At 58.5% G+C, this 13601-nt stretch carries 15 protein-coding genes; 6 read left to right on the top strand and 9 right to left on the bottom strand.

The window, feature by feature from the left end:
- Window positions 1–49: 49 nt before the first annotated feature.
- The 6 genes from ACI77I_RS13845 to ACI77I_RS13820 all read left to right on the top strand — a co-directional run bounded on the left by ACI77I_RS13845 (window position 50) and on the right by ACI77I_RS13820 (window position 4570).
- Window positions 50–640, top strand: coding sequence for a TerD family protein (locus ACI77I_RS13845; RefSeq protein ID WP_094950615.1), 591 nt, complete (start codon window positions 50–52; stop codon window positions 638–640).
- Entirely contained in the window at window positions 637–1794 is a 1158-nt protein-coding gene (locus ACI77I_RS13840) for a TerD family protein (RefSeq protein ID WP_094950616.1), read from the top strand. Before ACI77I_RS13845 ends, ACI77I_RS13840 begins: the two co-directional genes overlap by 4 nt.
- A 62-nt stretch (window positions 1795–1856) precedes the next feature.
- Window positions 1857–2306: a tellurite resistance TerB family protein gene (locus ACI77I_RS13835; RefSeq protein ID WP_094950617.1), complete on the top strand. Its 450-nt coding sequence runs from the start codon at window positions 1857–1859 to the stop codon at window positions 2304–2306.
- Between the two features lie 6 nt (window positions 2307–2312).
- Window positions 2313–3353 (top strand): TerC/Alx family metal homeostasis membrane protein, encoded by a 1041-nt coding sequence (locus ACI77I_RS13830; RefSeq protein WP_406980060.1) that lies wholly within the window; start codon window positions 2313–2315, stop codon window positions 3351–3353.
- A gap of 33 nt (window positions 3354–3386) precedes the next feature.
- Window positions 3387–3962 carry a TerD family protein gene (locus ACI77I_RS13825; RefSeq protein WP_094950618.1) on the top strand — a complete coding sequence of 192 codons (576 nt, stop codon included), beginning with the start codon at window positions 3387–3389 and terminating at the stop codon, window positions 3960–3962.
- A gap of 29 nt (window positions 3963–3991) precedes the next feature.
- Window positions 3992–4570 (top strand): TerD family protein, encoded by a 579-nt coding sequence (locus ACI77I_RS13820; protein WP_094950619.1) that lies wholly within the window; start codon window positions 3992–3994, stop codon window positions 4568–4570.
- Between the two features lie 77 nt (window positions 4571–4647).
- Here ACI77I_RS13820 and ACI77I_RS13815 read toward each other — a convergent pair whose 3' ends face one another.
- From ACI77I_RS13815 to ACI77I_RS13775, 9 genes are all read right to left on the bottom strand, one after another.
- Window positions 4648–5187 (bottom strand): DUF1523 family protein, encoded by a 540-nt coding sequence (locus ACI77I_RS13815; RefSeq protein ID WP_094950620.1) that lies wholly within the window; start codon window positions 5185–5187, stop codon window positions 4648–4650.
- A gap of 253 nt (window positions 5188–5440) precedes the next feature.
- On the bottom strand, window positions 5441–6766 hold the full coding sequence (aceA, locus tag ACI77I_RS13810; RefSeq protein WP_094950621.1) for an isocitrate lyase: 1326 nt from the start codon (window positions 6764–6766) through the stop codon (window positions 5441–5443).
- Between the two features lie 509 nt (window positions 6767–7275).
- Window positions 7276–8013 (bottom strand): secretin N-terminal domain-containing protein, encoded by a 738-nt coding sequence (locus tag ACI77I_RS13805; RefSeq protein WP_263273446.1) that lies wholly within the window; start codon window positions 8011–8013, stop codon window positions 7276–7278.
- A gap of 141 nt (window positions 8014–8154) precedes the next feature.
- Window positions 8155–8577: a GNAT family N-acetyltransferase gene (locus ACI77I_RS13800; RefSeq protein ID WP_094950623.1), complete on the bottom strand. Its 423-nt coding sequence runs from the start codon at window positions 8575–8577 to the stop codon at window positions 8155–8157.
- The gene (locus tag ACI77I_RS13795) at window positions 8570–9736 is read right to left on the bottom strand and encodes a cupin domain-containing protein (RefSeq protein WP_242150611.1); all 1167 of its coding nucleotides are present in this window, start codon (window positions 9734–9736) and stop codon (window positions 8570–8572) included. Before ACI77I_RS13795 ends, ACI77I_RS13800 begins: the two co-directional genes overlap by 8 nt.
- 85 nt (window positions 9737–9821) lie before the next feature.
- Window positions 9822–11192 (bottom strand): adenylosuccinate lyase, encoded by a 1371-nt coding sequence (purB, locus tag ACI77I_RS13790; protein ID WP_242150608.1) that lies wholly within the window; start codon window positions 11190–11192, stop codon window positions 9822–9824.
- Between the two features lie 123 nt (window positions 11193–11315).
- Window positions 11316–11939 carry a high frequency lysogenization protein HflD gene (gene hflD / locus ACI77I_RS13785; protein WP_094950626.1) on the bottom strand — a complete coding sequence of 208 codons (624 nt, stop codon included), beginning with the start codon at window positions 11937–11939 and terminating at the stop codon, window positions 11316–11318.
- Window positions 11936–13060 carry a tRNA 2-thiouridine(34) synthase MnmA gene (mnmA, locus tag ACI77I_RS13780; protein ID WP_094950627.1) on the bottom strand — a complete coding sequence of 375 codons (1125 nt, stop codon included), beginning with the start codon at window positions 13058–13060 and terminating at the stop codon, window positions 11936–11938. Before mnmA ends, hflD begins: the two co-directional genes overlap by 4 nt.
- Before the next feature lie 59 nt (window positions 13061–13119).
- Window positions 13120–13566, bottom strand: coding sequence for an NUDIX hydrolase (locus ACI77I_RS13775; RefSeq protein WP_406997785.1), 447 nt, complete (start codon window positions 13564–13566; stop codon window positions 13120–13122).
- Between the last annotated feature and the right edge of the window lie 35 nt (window positions 13567–13601).

The following is a 13601-nucleotide window of genomic DNA, read 5'->3' as shown; positions in this document are numbered from 1 at the left end:
AGGCAGCACGATAAACACCAGAAAATGACGACTAACAAGGAGCGTACCGATGGCCCTGACTCTGACTAAAAACCAAACAATCTCTCTGGAAAAAACAGCAGGCGGTGGTGGCCTTACAGCAATCAGTCTCGGACTGGGCTGGGATCCGGAGAAAACCGGGTTCCTGGGACGGTTGATGGGTAACAGCGGTGAGATCGACCTGGACGCCTCCTGCATCCTTTTTGATGCAGACCTGCAGCCAGTGGATCTGGTGTGGTTCCGCCAATTGCAATCGCGCGACGGTTCCATAAAGCACTCCGGCGACAATCGTACCGGCGAAGGCGATGGTGACGACGAAACCATAAATGTTGACCTGCAGCGCCTGCCGGCCACGGTCAAATCGCTGGTGTTCACCGTGAACAGTTTCACGGGGCAAAACTTCGAAAAAATTGCCAATGCCTACTGCCGTATCGTTAACGCGAACAACAAGACTGAACTGGCGCGCTTCAATCTGTCCGAGAAGGGCCGTCACACCGGCGTGGTCATGGCAAGCCTGGTGCGCGAAGCCGGCGGCTGGGAATTCAAGGCTATCGGCCAAGTGACTAACGGCCGCACCGCTGACGACCTGGTCAACCTGGCTATTCAGGCAGTGCGCTCATGACGACCTTGGGGCCGGGCGCAAACGCGCCGGTCGCCACCGGCCAGGTGCGGGTTGATATCAGCTACTCGGCAATTGCGGGTGCTGATATCGACGTGTCTGCGTTTGTTCTTGGGGCTACCGGAAAGGTCCGTGGCGACGCCGATATGTGTTTCTACGGGCAGACCAATGTACTGGGCGGTGCGGTGCAGATGACCGAGTCCTCGGCCGGTCGCGCGGTGTTCACACTTGATCTGTCGCGCCTTGAGGCGGTGGTCGAGAAAGTGGCGTTGACCGCAACGATTTATGAGAACAAGGCCAGCTTCGATCGCGTATCTCACCTCGCGCTGACCGTAACCGGCGGCATTGAGGCGCAGATACCCACTGGCGGCATGAAAGAAACCGCACTGATCCTGGGCGAGTTTTATCGTCGTCAGGGTGAGTGGAAATTCCGCTGTGTGGCCCAGGGTTTCGCTGGCGGCCTGGAGCCGCTGGCTCAGCACTTTGGTGTTGAAGTCGCGGCGCCAGCTCCGGTCGCAACGCCTGCACCTACTGCGCCAGAGGCGCCGAAGCCTTCGGTCAGCCTCAGCAAAATCACCCTCGACAAGACTCGCTCCTCGATCAGCCTGGAAAAAACTTCCGAAGGCTTTGGCGAAATCAAGGTCAACCTGAACTGGAACAAAGGCAAGGGCGGTGGCGGCTTCTTCTCGCGCAATACCTCCATCGACCTGGATGTCGGGTGCCTTTACGAATTGCAGGACGGTTCCAAGGGCGTCGTTCAGGCGCTGGGCAATTGCTTCGGCGAGTTGGATTACGACCCTTACATTCAACTCAAAGGTGATGACCGTACCGGCGCCGTCAGCGATGGTGAGTGGCTCCACATCAACGGTAAGCACTGGGGTGAAATTCGACGGGTCCTGGTGTTCGCGTTCATTTATGAAGGTGCACCGAATTGGCGGGAAACCGATGGCGTTGTGACTATCCATGTCCCGGGTCAGCCCCCTATTGAAGTTCGCCTGAATGAAGAGGGCGGTCGCCTGGGTATGTGTGCAATTGCCCTGCTGGAAAACGTCGGTGGCAGCGTCAAGGTGAGCCGACGTGTCGACTTTCACAAGGGCCATTCGCCGATGGACAAGGCTTACGGCTGGGGTATGCGCTGGGCGGCAGGTTCCAAGTAATCCTGTTATCAAACTGCAATTGATACGGCGGGCCAGACCGGCTCGTCCTTGAGGTGAACGACATGTTGTCATGGTTGAAAACGAACGCAGCGCTTGCCCGCGAGAAGCTGACCACTGAGGTGAGCAAGTTCAAAAACAGAGAGTTCATGGAAGCGGTCGCCAACAGCTGCGCCATGGTCGCGGCGGCCGATGGTGAAGTGACCTCTGCAGAAAAAACTAAGATGGCGGGATTCATCAGCAACTCGCCCGAACTGAAAGTGTTCAACCTGACCGATGTCATCAAGGTCTTTAACGACGCGTGTGCCAAGTTCGAGTTTGACTTCCAGATCGGTCAGGCCGAAGCCCTGAAAAACATCAGCAAGATTAAAGGCAAGGAGGGAGCTGGACGTTTGCTCGTTCGTGTCGCCTGCGCCATTGGCGCGTCGGACGGTGATTTCGATGACAAAGAAAAAGCCGTTTGCCGTCTGATTTGTCTCGAGCTGGGTCTTCCCCCAGCTGACTTTGAACTCTAAAGGAACATGACTGTGGAAGTTAGCCAACTGGGTTTCCCCCCGCTGACCATTGCCGTGTTTGTGGCATTGGCGATTGGGGCGATGGTGCTCGACATGTTTACCCACCGTGGCGACCAGCCCATCAGCCTGGCTCGTGCCTCGGCCTGGTCGATATTCTGGATTCTCATCTCGTTCGCCTTTGCAGGATTCCTGTACGTCGAGCACGGTTCTGAAGTCGCTACGCTGTTCATCACCGGCTATGCCCTTGAAAAAGTGCTGAGCGTGGACAACCTATTCGTGTTCATGGCGATCTTCGCCTGGTTCAAGGTGCCGAATGGTCTGCGTCACCGCGTGCTGTACTGGGGGATTCTCGGCGCGATCGTATTCCGCCTGATCTTCGTTGCCATTGGTACTGGCCTCTTGGCCCTGGGGCCGTGGGTCGAGGTGGTCTTTGCCCTGATTGTCGCCTGGACCGCTGTGATGATGCTCAGAAGCGGGGGAGATGACGAAGAAGAAGAGGATTACTCCACGCACATGGCTTACCGTTTCGCCAAGAAACTGTTTCCTGTATGGCCGAAACTACATGGCCATGACTTCTTCGTGCGTCGCAAGACCCTGGAAGCCGAGCTGACCAAACCGGAAAACGCAGGCATGTCTCTGGCCGCCAAAGGCGGCTTGTTCGCTACGCCGCTGTTTCTGTGCCTGGTGGTGATGGAGGTGTCCGATGTGCTGTTTGCGTTCGACTCTGTCCCGGCAATCATCGCTGTCAGCCGCGAACCATTGATTGTGTTCTCGGCAATGCTCTTCGCTATTCTCGGACTGCGGACCATGTACTTCGTGCTCGAAGCCTTGAAACGCTATCTGGTACACCTGGAAAAAGCTGTCATCGCACTGCTGTTCTTCATTGCCGTAAAACTTGGCTTGAACGCAACGAACCATATTTTCCAGCACGGCTACACCATTGATCCGAACACCAGCTTGATCATCGTTGTCGTAGTTCTGGCCATCGGTATTTTTGCCAGCGCGCTCTTCCCGCAAAAGGAAGAAACAGAAGCTGAAAAACCTTAACGTCAAACACATTATCCACAAGGAGTTGTACTCATGGCACTGACCCTTCAAAAAGGCGGCAACCTGTCCCTCTCGAAGACCGACCCGACACTGACCAAGATCCTGATCGGTCTGGGTTGGGATCCTCGCGCGACTGACGGCACTGAGTTTGACTTGGACGCCAGCGCGTTCCTGCTGGGTGCCAATGGTAAAGTGCGTAGCGATGCCGACTTTATTTTCTACAATCAGCTCAAAAGCGCTGATGGTTCCATCGAGCACACTGGCGACAACCGCACCGGTGCTGGCGATGGAGATGATGAAGTGCTGAAAGTTGATCTGAGCCGCGTTCCTGCGGATATCGACAAGGTCGCGTTCACCGTTACGATTCACGATGCAGACGCTCGCAAGCAGAACTTCGGCCAGGTCGGTGGCTCGTTCATTCGCGTAGTCAACGAGATCAGCGGTGCTGAAATTGTTCGTTATGACCTCGCTGAAGACGCTTCTACCGAAACCGCGATGATCTTCGCCGAGCTTTATCGTAACAACGGCGAGTGGAAATTCCGCGCCGTTGGTTCGGGCTTCGCGGGCGGCCTGAAAGCGGTGGCCAACTCGTACGGTATGAGCTTCTAACCCCCACGTCTGGAACAAGGAAATTAATCATGGCTGTAAGTCTTTCCAAAGGCGGCAACGTATCGTTGTCCAAAGAAGCGCCTGGGTTGACCGAAGTAGTTGTAGGTCTGGGCTGGGACCCTCGTGTCACGGACGGCACCGAGTTCGACCTCGATGCATCGGTTTTCATCGTGGGTGAAAACGGCAAGGTGCTCGACGACAACAGCTTCATTTTCTACAACAACAAGAAGTCGGCTGACGGTTCCGTCGAGCACATGGGCGATAACCGCTCCGGTGCTGGCGAGGGCGATGATGAACAAGTGACAGTAAAACTGACTTCCCTGGCTCCGCTGGTGAAGAAGTTGGTATTTGCCGTCACCATTCACGACGCCGAAACCCGCAAACAGACCTTCGGTCAGGTTGCCAACAGCTTCATTCGTGTGGTGAACAAGGCTGACGGTAAAGAGCTGGCGCGTTTCGACCTGAGCGAAGACGCTTCGACTGAAACTGCGATGATCTTCGGCGAGCTTTATCGCAGCGGCGAAGAGTTCAAGTTCAAAGCGATCGGTCAGGGTTTTGCTGGTGGCTTGAAGCCTCTGGCTGAAGCCCATGGCGTTAGCATTGGCTAACCCATCGGGTTAACAAAAAGCCCCGTCTTTCGAGCGGGGCTTTTTCTTGTCTGCCTTTTAAGCAATCAGGGCTTGGGTCAACTTACGACAGTCTGATGACGCCGCTTCAGACGCCGCTTGATGAACACCGCTACGATAATAAGTACCAGCGCGATGATGCTGAGGAACACCGTATTGAACAGCGGGAAGGGTTCTTCACGGCTGTTGGTGGCTTCGATATCTGTGACGTTCGGGAACACCGAAAATATTTTGATGCGCCACCCGTAGTACCGAATGAGCGCCAGTTGTTCAGCGTTACGAGAGTAACCCTGGGCCTTGGCCTGAATGTCCGCAGAGTCGAACTTGAAATACCAGGGGAACGACCAGCCGGTGTCTTCATTGCGGTAGACCATGACGTCTTTAGAGTCAGGGTGCTCGGTGTTGATGAAGTAAACGTCTCGGGTCGGGCCATCAGCCGGGTTCTCGGCATTGATCACGCCATCGTGGTCGACCCGCTTGACCTCGCCTCCGGTGATCAGCACCACCTCGTGTTGAGGGAGGACGTAGAAAAGCCCCAGTGCGCCAGCGCTGACGATAAGCAGCACTGCACCCAGAATTACGCCTTTGAGCAACTTCATACCTTCACTCCATTTTATAAGGTGGTAATTTTGCCCGTTTTCTTCGCTAGAGGGCATGTTTAGTTGGTAGCCACTCAGCGTTGCAGAGCGCGCAGAGTGGCGCATCTGCACTATCCAGTGCCGTTTGACGCCGGTAGTACCGTGCTGGATAAAACTGTTGCAAAAAAAACGCCCCGAACCAGTCGGGGCGTGATTGTTGTGCGGCACTGCGGTTAGGTCTTCCATGCGGCCGCAGTGGCCGTGTACTCGGTGCTTAGTGGAACTGCTCTTCTTCGGTCGAACCGGTCAGCGCAGTCACGGACGAGGTGCCGCCCTGGATCACGGTGGTCATGTCGTCGAAGTAGCCGGTGCCCACTTCCTGCTGGTGCGCCACAAAGGTGTAGCCTTTGGAGGCGTCGGCAAATTCCTGCTCCTGCAGCTTCACGTAGGCGGTCATGTCGTTGCGGGCGTAGTCGTGCGCCAGGTTGAACATGCTGTGCCACATGTTGTGAATGCCAGCCAGGGTGATGAATTGGTGCTTGTAGCCCATGGCCGATAGTTCGCGCTGGAACTTGGCGATGGTTGCGTCGTCCAGGTTCTTCTTCCAGTTGAAAGACGGCGAGCAGTTGTAGGACAGCAGTTGGTCCGGGTATTCCTTCTTGATCGCTTCGGCGAAGCGACGGGCTTCGTCCAGGTCCGGCTTGGCGGTTTCGCACCAGATCAAGTCAGCGTACGGCGCGTAGGCCAGGCCGCGAGCGATGGCCTGGTCAAGACCGGCGCGAACTTTATAGAAGCCTTCCTGGGTGCGTTCGCCGGTCACGAATGGCTGGTCGTACGGGTCGCAATCGGACGTCAGCAAGTCAGCCGCGTTAGCGTCGGTACGGGCCAGGATGATGGTCGGTGTACCGGCCACGTCGGCAGCCAGGCGCGCAGCAGTGAGCTTCTGTACGGCTTCTTGGGTCGGTACCAGTACTTTGCCGCCCATGTGGCCGCATTTCTTCACCGATGCCAGTTGGTCTTCGAAGTGCACGCCGGCAGCGCCAGCCTCGATCATGCTCTTCATCAGTTCGTAGGCGTTCAGTACGCCGCCGAAACCGGCTTCGGCATCAGCCACGATCGGTGCGAAGTAGTCGATGTAGCCTTCGTCGCCCGGCCCTTTGCCGGCTTTCCACTGGATCTGGTCGGCACGGCGGAACGAGTTGTTGATGCGCTTGACCACGGTTGGCACCGAGTCCACCGGGTACAGCGATTGGTCGGGGTACATGGATTCAGCGGAGTTGTTGTCCGCTGCCACTTGCCAGCCGGACAGGTAGATCGCCTGGATGCCGGCTTTCACCTGTTGGACTGCCTGGCCGCCAGTGAGGGCGCCCATGCAGTTGACGAAATCTTTCTCGGGACGGAAGGACGGCTTGGCACCCTGGGTGACCAGCTTCCACAGTTTCTCGGCGCCGAGTTTTGCAAAGGTGTGCTCAGGTTGAACCGAGCCACGCAGGCGGACGACGTCAGCAGCGGAATAAGCGCGGGTTACGCCTTTCCAGCGTGGGTTTTCAGCCCAATCTTTTTCAAGGGCTGCAATTTGCTGTTCGCGTGTCAGTGCCATGGGGAAAAACCTCGTCGCGTCTTTTATGGAAAATCTACTAGGTTGAAAATTCCGTTTGCCTACCACGTAATCAGTGCGTGGTTATGGCTGCTCGCTGACCAGAAGCTTAGGCGGTCAAGTCAGGTTTGGCGGGGAAGGCGACGGGATGAACGCGTTGCGAGAGGAGGAGTTGAGCAGGTAAGGGCGAACTGCGAACGGTCTTCGGGCATCGTGGGCCTTTGTACGGTTCATCAGTGTGTAGCCGGGTTACCTGGTTAGCTTCCGTCCCTCGGGACAACTTCGTTCCAGTCGCAACCTCGTCAAACACACCTTGTGGGCGGTACAGACACGAATCGGCTCAGGTGGGTAACGTTTAGAGCGGCGATCCGAAGGCCCTTGCCAGGGCCCCTGATTAGCGGGAGCGAGGCCATCATGCCCAGGCTTTTTGGGATCGTCAAATGTTTTGTAGTGCTTATTTTAAAGCACTACATCTTTAGTCTAAGACGACTCATCAGTCAGTTTTTGGTGCTTCAGTTCAGGGTGTCGACCTTGACCCGTAAAGTCAGGTCGTCGCGGCCCTGAGTAGAGTAGTTGCGGGTTGTAGAGGATTTGTCGGCTTGGGTCTCACGGTTGATGCCGGCCAGCGGGATCCATTCCCCCAGGCGGCCGCTGACCGTTGTGTCGGTGCTTTGCACGTTCACTACATCAGGACGTTCTTGGCTCATACGGTCACGGTTGGTACTGATCGCCAAGTGTACGGTCTCGCCGGTGACGCTGGCGGTCACGTAAAAGCCCTGGGTGACGTTGCGATACTGGGTCTGGTTTTGCAGGCGGCCATAGCTGTCCTGCTGCGTCGTGGTTAGAGGTACGCTCTGGCCCACCTGGATCAGTGCGGGCACGCCTTCGCTGGCTTGGATCTGCTGGATGCCGCCATCGCGGCTGGCGGTGCCGTAACTGATGATGCGGGTCTGGCTGTCGCCGCTGTTCTGCTGATTGTTTTCGTTGGTGTCGACGGTGATCAGCAGGCGTTTGGCGGGCGTGTCCAGCTGCGCGAGCAGTGCGCGCAACCCCTCGATCTTATCGGGGTCAGCTTTCACAATCAGCTGGTTGCCGTAGGCGCTGACGCTGCCGTCCTTGCCGATGAAGTTCTGCGCCACCGGCAGCAGGTCGGCGCTGGTGCGATTGCTCAGGTTGACGACTGCGGTGTCGGCGATTGCCCAGGTGCTGGCAGTCAGGAGGAGGGCGGTGAGCAGGTTGCGTAGGGACATGTCCGTTATCTCTGCGAGTCATTTAGCGTGATAGTGCCAGTTTGTCGGCCTGGCAGGTCGCAAGTTGAATCTTAGACGGCAAAATGCCCTGGCAGGCAGGGCATTTTGGGTGTTGCTGATGGCGCTATCGCAGGTCTCGGATCAGCCCTCGCGCACCATATCCACATGCGGAATCCCAACTTCAAGAAACTCATCACTGACGATCTTGAAGCCCAGCCGCTCATAAAACGGCGCCGCATACACCTGCGCACTCAGGAACTGCTTGGTCTGGCCGCGTTGCTCGGCCAGCCCAATCACGGCTTCCATCAGCTTGTCGCCGACCTTCAGCCCGCGCCAGTCCTTGAGTACCGATACGCGGCCGATTTCGCCGCTGGGCAGCAGGCGCGCAGTGCCAATCGGAAAGTCGCCTTCGAACGCGAGAAAATGCACCGCGTCGGCGTCGTCCGAATCCCACTCCAGCTCAGGTGGAACCGATTGTTCGGCGATAAATACCGCTTCACGAATGCGCCGAATCTCAGCGATATCCTTTTGCCAGTCCGCGACACTTACGTGAATCTTATTCATCGGCAAATCCCAGGCTTCCTTGCTTGACCAGTTCGCACAGCAGGTCGCGGCCATCTTCGTCTGCGAGCCATGCGCCAAGGTTTTCGCTGTGCAATGCATCCGCCGAGCACACCAGCTTCAGCAACTCGCGCAGCTTGCCTGGCAGGTAACGGCTCTGGCCGCTGGCAAACAGCAGTACGTCGTCGTCGACTTCCGACCACGCCATGCGCGCGCTTGGGTTGCGCACCAGAATCGCGCCGCCTTCCAGGCTGCTGAGGAAGTCTTCTTCGCCCAATTCTTCGCCCGCCACCAGTTCCGGGTAGCGTGGCTCGGTCATGAACTGGCCGAACCAGGTCAGCAGCATGCGCTCATCGCTCATGTGCTCGGCCAGCAGGCTTTTCAGGCGGTCGAGCGCGTCGCCCTGGATCTGGTGCGGGTCGCTGACCGGCTGGGCGTCGGCGTCGGTGTAACGCTCTTCGTCCGTCAGGTATTGGCTGAGGAAGTCGGTGAAGTGGGTCAGCACTTCAGCGGCGCTCGGCGCGCGAAAGCCGACCGAGTAGGTCATGCAGTCATCTTCGGCAATGCCGAAGTGCGCCAGGCGCGGCGGCAGGTAGAGCATGTCGCCCGGTTCCAGCACCCATTCTTCACTTTGTTCGAATTCGGCGAGGATGCGCAGGTCGGCGTGTTGCAGCAACGGGCTTTCGGAGTTGCACATCTGGCCGATCTTCCAGTTGCGCTTGCCTTGGGCTTGCAACAGGAACACGTCGTAGTTATCGAAGTGCGGGCCAACGCTGCCGCCGGGTGCGGCGAAGCTGATCATCACATCGTCGATGCGCCAGCTTGGCAGGAAGCGGAAGTGCTCCAGCAGCTCGGCCACTTCCGGCACGAACTGGTCGACGGCCTGCACCAGCAGGGTCCACTCACGCTCCGGCAGGGTGCTGAAGGCGTCCTCGGCGAACGGGCCGCGGCGCAGCTCCCACGGGCGCTCGCCGTGTTCGATCACCAGGCGCGATTCGACTTCCTCTTCCAGGGCTAAGCCTGCCAGTTCGTCGGCGTCTATCGGGCTTTCGAAATCAGGGATGGCCTGGCGGATCAGCAGCGGTTTTTTCTGCCAATAGTCGCGCAGGAACTCGCGTGCCGTGATGCCGCCCAGAAGTTGAAGAGGAATATCAGGATTCATGTGTAACCTATTGAAAGAAAGCACTTTTAAGACAGGAATAAAAACGCCCGGCGCGGCCGGGCGTCTCAAGAGGGCTTGCGCTAGATCAGATGCGTTTGGCTTGGGCCACCGCGTTGCCGATGTAGTTGGCCGGGGTGAGCAGTTTCAGCTCGGCCTTGGCGGCGGCTGGCATATCCAAGCCGTCGATGAAAGTTTGCAGTGCTTCAGGGCTGATGCCCTTGCCGCGCGTCAATTCTTTCAGCTTCTCGTAGGGGTTTTCGATGTTATAGCGGCGCATCACGGTCTGGATCGGCTCAGCCAATACTTCCCAGCACGCATCCAGGTCAGCGGCGATTTTCTGCTCGTTGAGTTCCAGCTTGCTGATGCCTTTGAGGCTGGCTTCGTACGCGATCACGCTGTGAGCAAAGCCCACACCGAGGTTGCGCAGTACGGTGGAGTCGGTCAGGTCGCGCTGCCAGCGGGAGATCGGCAGCTTGCTGGCCAGGTGCTGGAACAGGGCGTTGGCGATGCCGAGGTTGCCTTCGGAGTTTTCGAAGTCGATCGGGTTGACCTTGTGCGGCATGGTCGAGGAACCGATTTCACCGGCAATGGTGCGCTGCTTGAAGTAGCCCAGGGAGATGTAGCCCCAGATATCGCGATCGAAGTCGATCAGGATGGTGTTGAAGCGCGCAATGGCGTCGAACAGCTCGGCGATGTAGTCGTGCGGTTCGATCTGCGTGGTGTACGGGTTGAAGCCCAGGCCCAGCTCGTCTTCGATGAAGGCGCGGGCATTTTCTTCCCAGTCGATTTCCGGGTAGGCCGATATGTGGGCGTTGTAGTTGCCCACGGCGCCGTTGATCTTGCCCAGCAGCGGTACAGCGGCCACTTGAGCGATCTGGCGCTCCAGGCGGTACACCACGTTGGCCAATTCTTTGCCCAGGGTGGTCGGCGAGGCCGGCTGACCGTGGGTGCGCGACAGCATCGGCACGTCGGCGAAACGGATCGCCAGTTCGCGGATGGCGTTGGCGGTCTGGCGCATCAGCGGCAGCATCACCTCATCACGGCCTTCGCGCAGCATCAGGGCGTGGGACAGGTTGTTGATGTCCTCGCTGGTGCAGGCAAAGTGGATGAACTCGCTGACCTTGGCCAGTTCCGGCAGCTTGGCCGCTTGCTCTTTGAGCAGGTATTCGATGGCTTTAACGTCGTGGTTGGTGGTGCGCTCGATCTCTTTCACACGCTCGGCGTGCTCCAGGGAGAAGTTTTCCGCCAGGGTGTTCAGCACAGCGTTGGCTTCGGCGGAAAACGCCGGCACTTCGCTGATGGCAGGGTGAGCGGCCAGGCGCTGGAGCCAGCGCACTTCAACCAGAACACGAGCACGGATCAAGCCGTATTCGCTGAAAATAGGGCGCAGGGCCTGGGTTTTGCCGGCGTAGCGGCCGTCTACAGGGGAAACCGCAGTGAGCGAAGAGAGCTGCATGGGGTGTTCTCGGACAGTCGGGCAACGAAATGGGGCGCGTATCATACATGAAAAAATCCGCCGGTCCGTTGCCAACTGACCGGCGTATTACGCGTGAGGCTATAAAAATCGGGTTGCTGCGACTTATTCGTTGCGCATCAACGGGTAAAGCTCTTTAAGCAATTTGCGCCGGCTGATCACCAGCTGCCAGCGATGACCGCCCAACTGCCGCCACAACCGTGCCGAACGAATACCGGCCAGGAGCAGGGCGCGGATTTTCGAGGCGTTGTTAGGTTGCTGCAGGTTGCGCATGTCGCCGTGCACCTGGATCCGTTGGCGCAAGGTGCTCAAGGTGTCCTGGTACAGCGCGCCACAGGCGGCAATCACGTTTTCGTGAGCCGGGCCGAAGTGTTCCACTTGGGATTGGATCTGCGGCAGGCGTTTGCCGATGGTTTCCAGCATGTCCTCGCGCTTGGCCAATTGGCGCTCCAGGCCGAGCATCGACAGGGCGTAGCGCAAGGGCTCGCGCTGCAGGGTGCTGGGGTCGCGCTCCAGCGCGCCAATCAGCGCGCGATAGCCTTCACGCAGTGTCAGATCGTCGCCGCCGTAGACTTCCAGGGTGTCCTTGGGGTCGCGGATCAGCAGGCTGCCGAGCATGCAGGTCAGGCCCGCCTCGGTGACCTGGCCGGTCTTGGCGATCTTGTCCACCAGCACCGCGGCTAGGAAAACCCCGCCCAGTGCGGTCAATTGCTCCTGGGTCGGGCTCATGCTGGGTTGCTCCAGGCTTCGGCGACTTCAATCACGCCGCCGCCCAGGCAAATTTCGCCGTCGTAGAACACCACGGACTGGCCAGGCGTGACCGCGCGTTGCGGGTCATCAAAGGTGGCGCGATAGCCGTTGGCAGTTTTTTCCAGGGTGCAGGGCTGGTCGCTCTGGCGATAACGCACTTTGGCGGTCAGGCGGCGTGGGGTGCTCAGGTCGATCGGGTTGACCCAATAGATCTCGGAAGCGAGCAGGGCGCCGGAAAACAGCAGCGGGTGTTCATTACCTTGGCCAACGATCAGCACGTTGTTCTCAAGATCCTTAACCAGCACGTACCACGGCTCTTCACCGGCGTCTTTCAAGCCGCCGATGCCCAGGCCCTGGCGTTGGCCGATGGTGTGGTACATCAGGCCATGGTGGCGGCCGATGACGTCGCCTTCAGTGGTCTTGATTTCGCCCGGCTGTGCCGGCAGGTACTGCTTGAGGAAGTCGCTGAAGCGGCGCTCGCCGATAAAGCAGATCCCGGTGGAATCCTTTTTCTTGGCGGTGGCCAGGCCGTGTTTCTCGGCGATCTTGCGCACTTCGGGTTTTTCCAGCTCGCCCACCGGGAACAGGGTCTTGGCGATCTGTTCGCCGCCGACGGCGTGCAGGAAGTAGCTCTGGTCCTTGTTCGGGTCCAGGCCCTTGAGCAGTTCGGTGCGACCGTCGATGTCGCGACGGCGCACGTAGTGGCCAGTGGCGATCAGGTCGGCGCCGAGGATCATGGCGTAGTCGAGGAACGCCTTGAACTTGATTTCGCGGTTACACAAGATGTCCGGGTTCGGCGTGCGGCCGGCCTTGTATTCGGCCAGGAAGTGCTCGAACACGTTGTCCCAGTACTCGGCGGCGAAGTTGGCGGTGTGCAGCTTGATGCCAATCTTGTCGCAAACGGCCTGGGCGTCGGCCAGGTCGTCCATGGCGGTGCAATATTCCGTTCCATCGTCTTCTTCCCAGTTCTTCATGAACAGGCCTTCCACCTCATAACCCTGCTCCATGAGCAGAACGGCGGAAACGGAAGAATCCACGCCGCCGGACATACCGACGATGACGCGCTTCTTTTGTGTGTCAGAAGGGGCTGGATCACGCATAGGGTTTCAACGGGTGTCTTGAAAAAGGACGCGATTCTAGCAGGCTCGCGCCCGCAAGGCTAAAGAGAAGGGCGGATCAATTCCAGACTGTGGCGCACACCTGCCAGATAATCATCGATGCAGCGGATGATCAGCTCGCTGCGCCAGTCGTCGCGCAGGGCCATCAGCTCATCACGGGTCAGCCAGCGGGCGCGCACGATGCCTTCGTCGAGCTGGTAGTGCGGGTGGTGTTTCAGGGGCTTGGCGATGAAGCACACGCGCTGATAGGTCACGCCATTGCTGGGTGCGGTGTACAGGTAGATCCCGACGATGCCGGTGGCTTCCACGTCCCAACCGGTTTCTTCGAGGGTTTCACGCACGGCGGCCTCGGTCAGGGTTTCATGCGGGTCCAGGTGGCCGGCCGGCTGATTGAGCACGGCGCGCCCGCCCTTGAGCTCTTCGACCATCAGGAAGCGGCCGTTGTCTTCGACAATGGTGGCGACGGTGATGTGGGGTTGCCAGGTCATAAAGCGGCCTCAAGTTGGGGGTGGCTGGAGAAACC

The organism is Pseudomonas sp. D47 (genome assembly GCF_045447305.1).
Classification (GTDB): domain Bacteria; phylum Pseudomonadota; class Gammaproteobacteria; order Pseudomonadales; family Pseudomonadaceae; genus Aquipseudomonas.
Note: the sequence above shows the minus strand (reverse complement) of the source record. Positions and strands in the feature narration are given on the sequence as shown.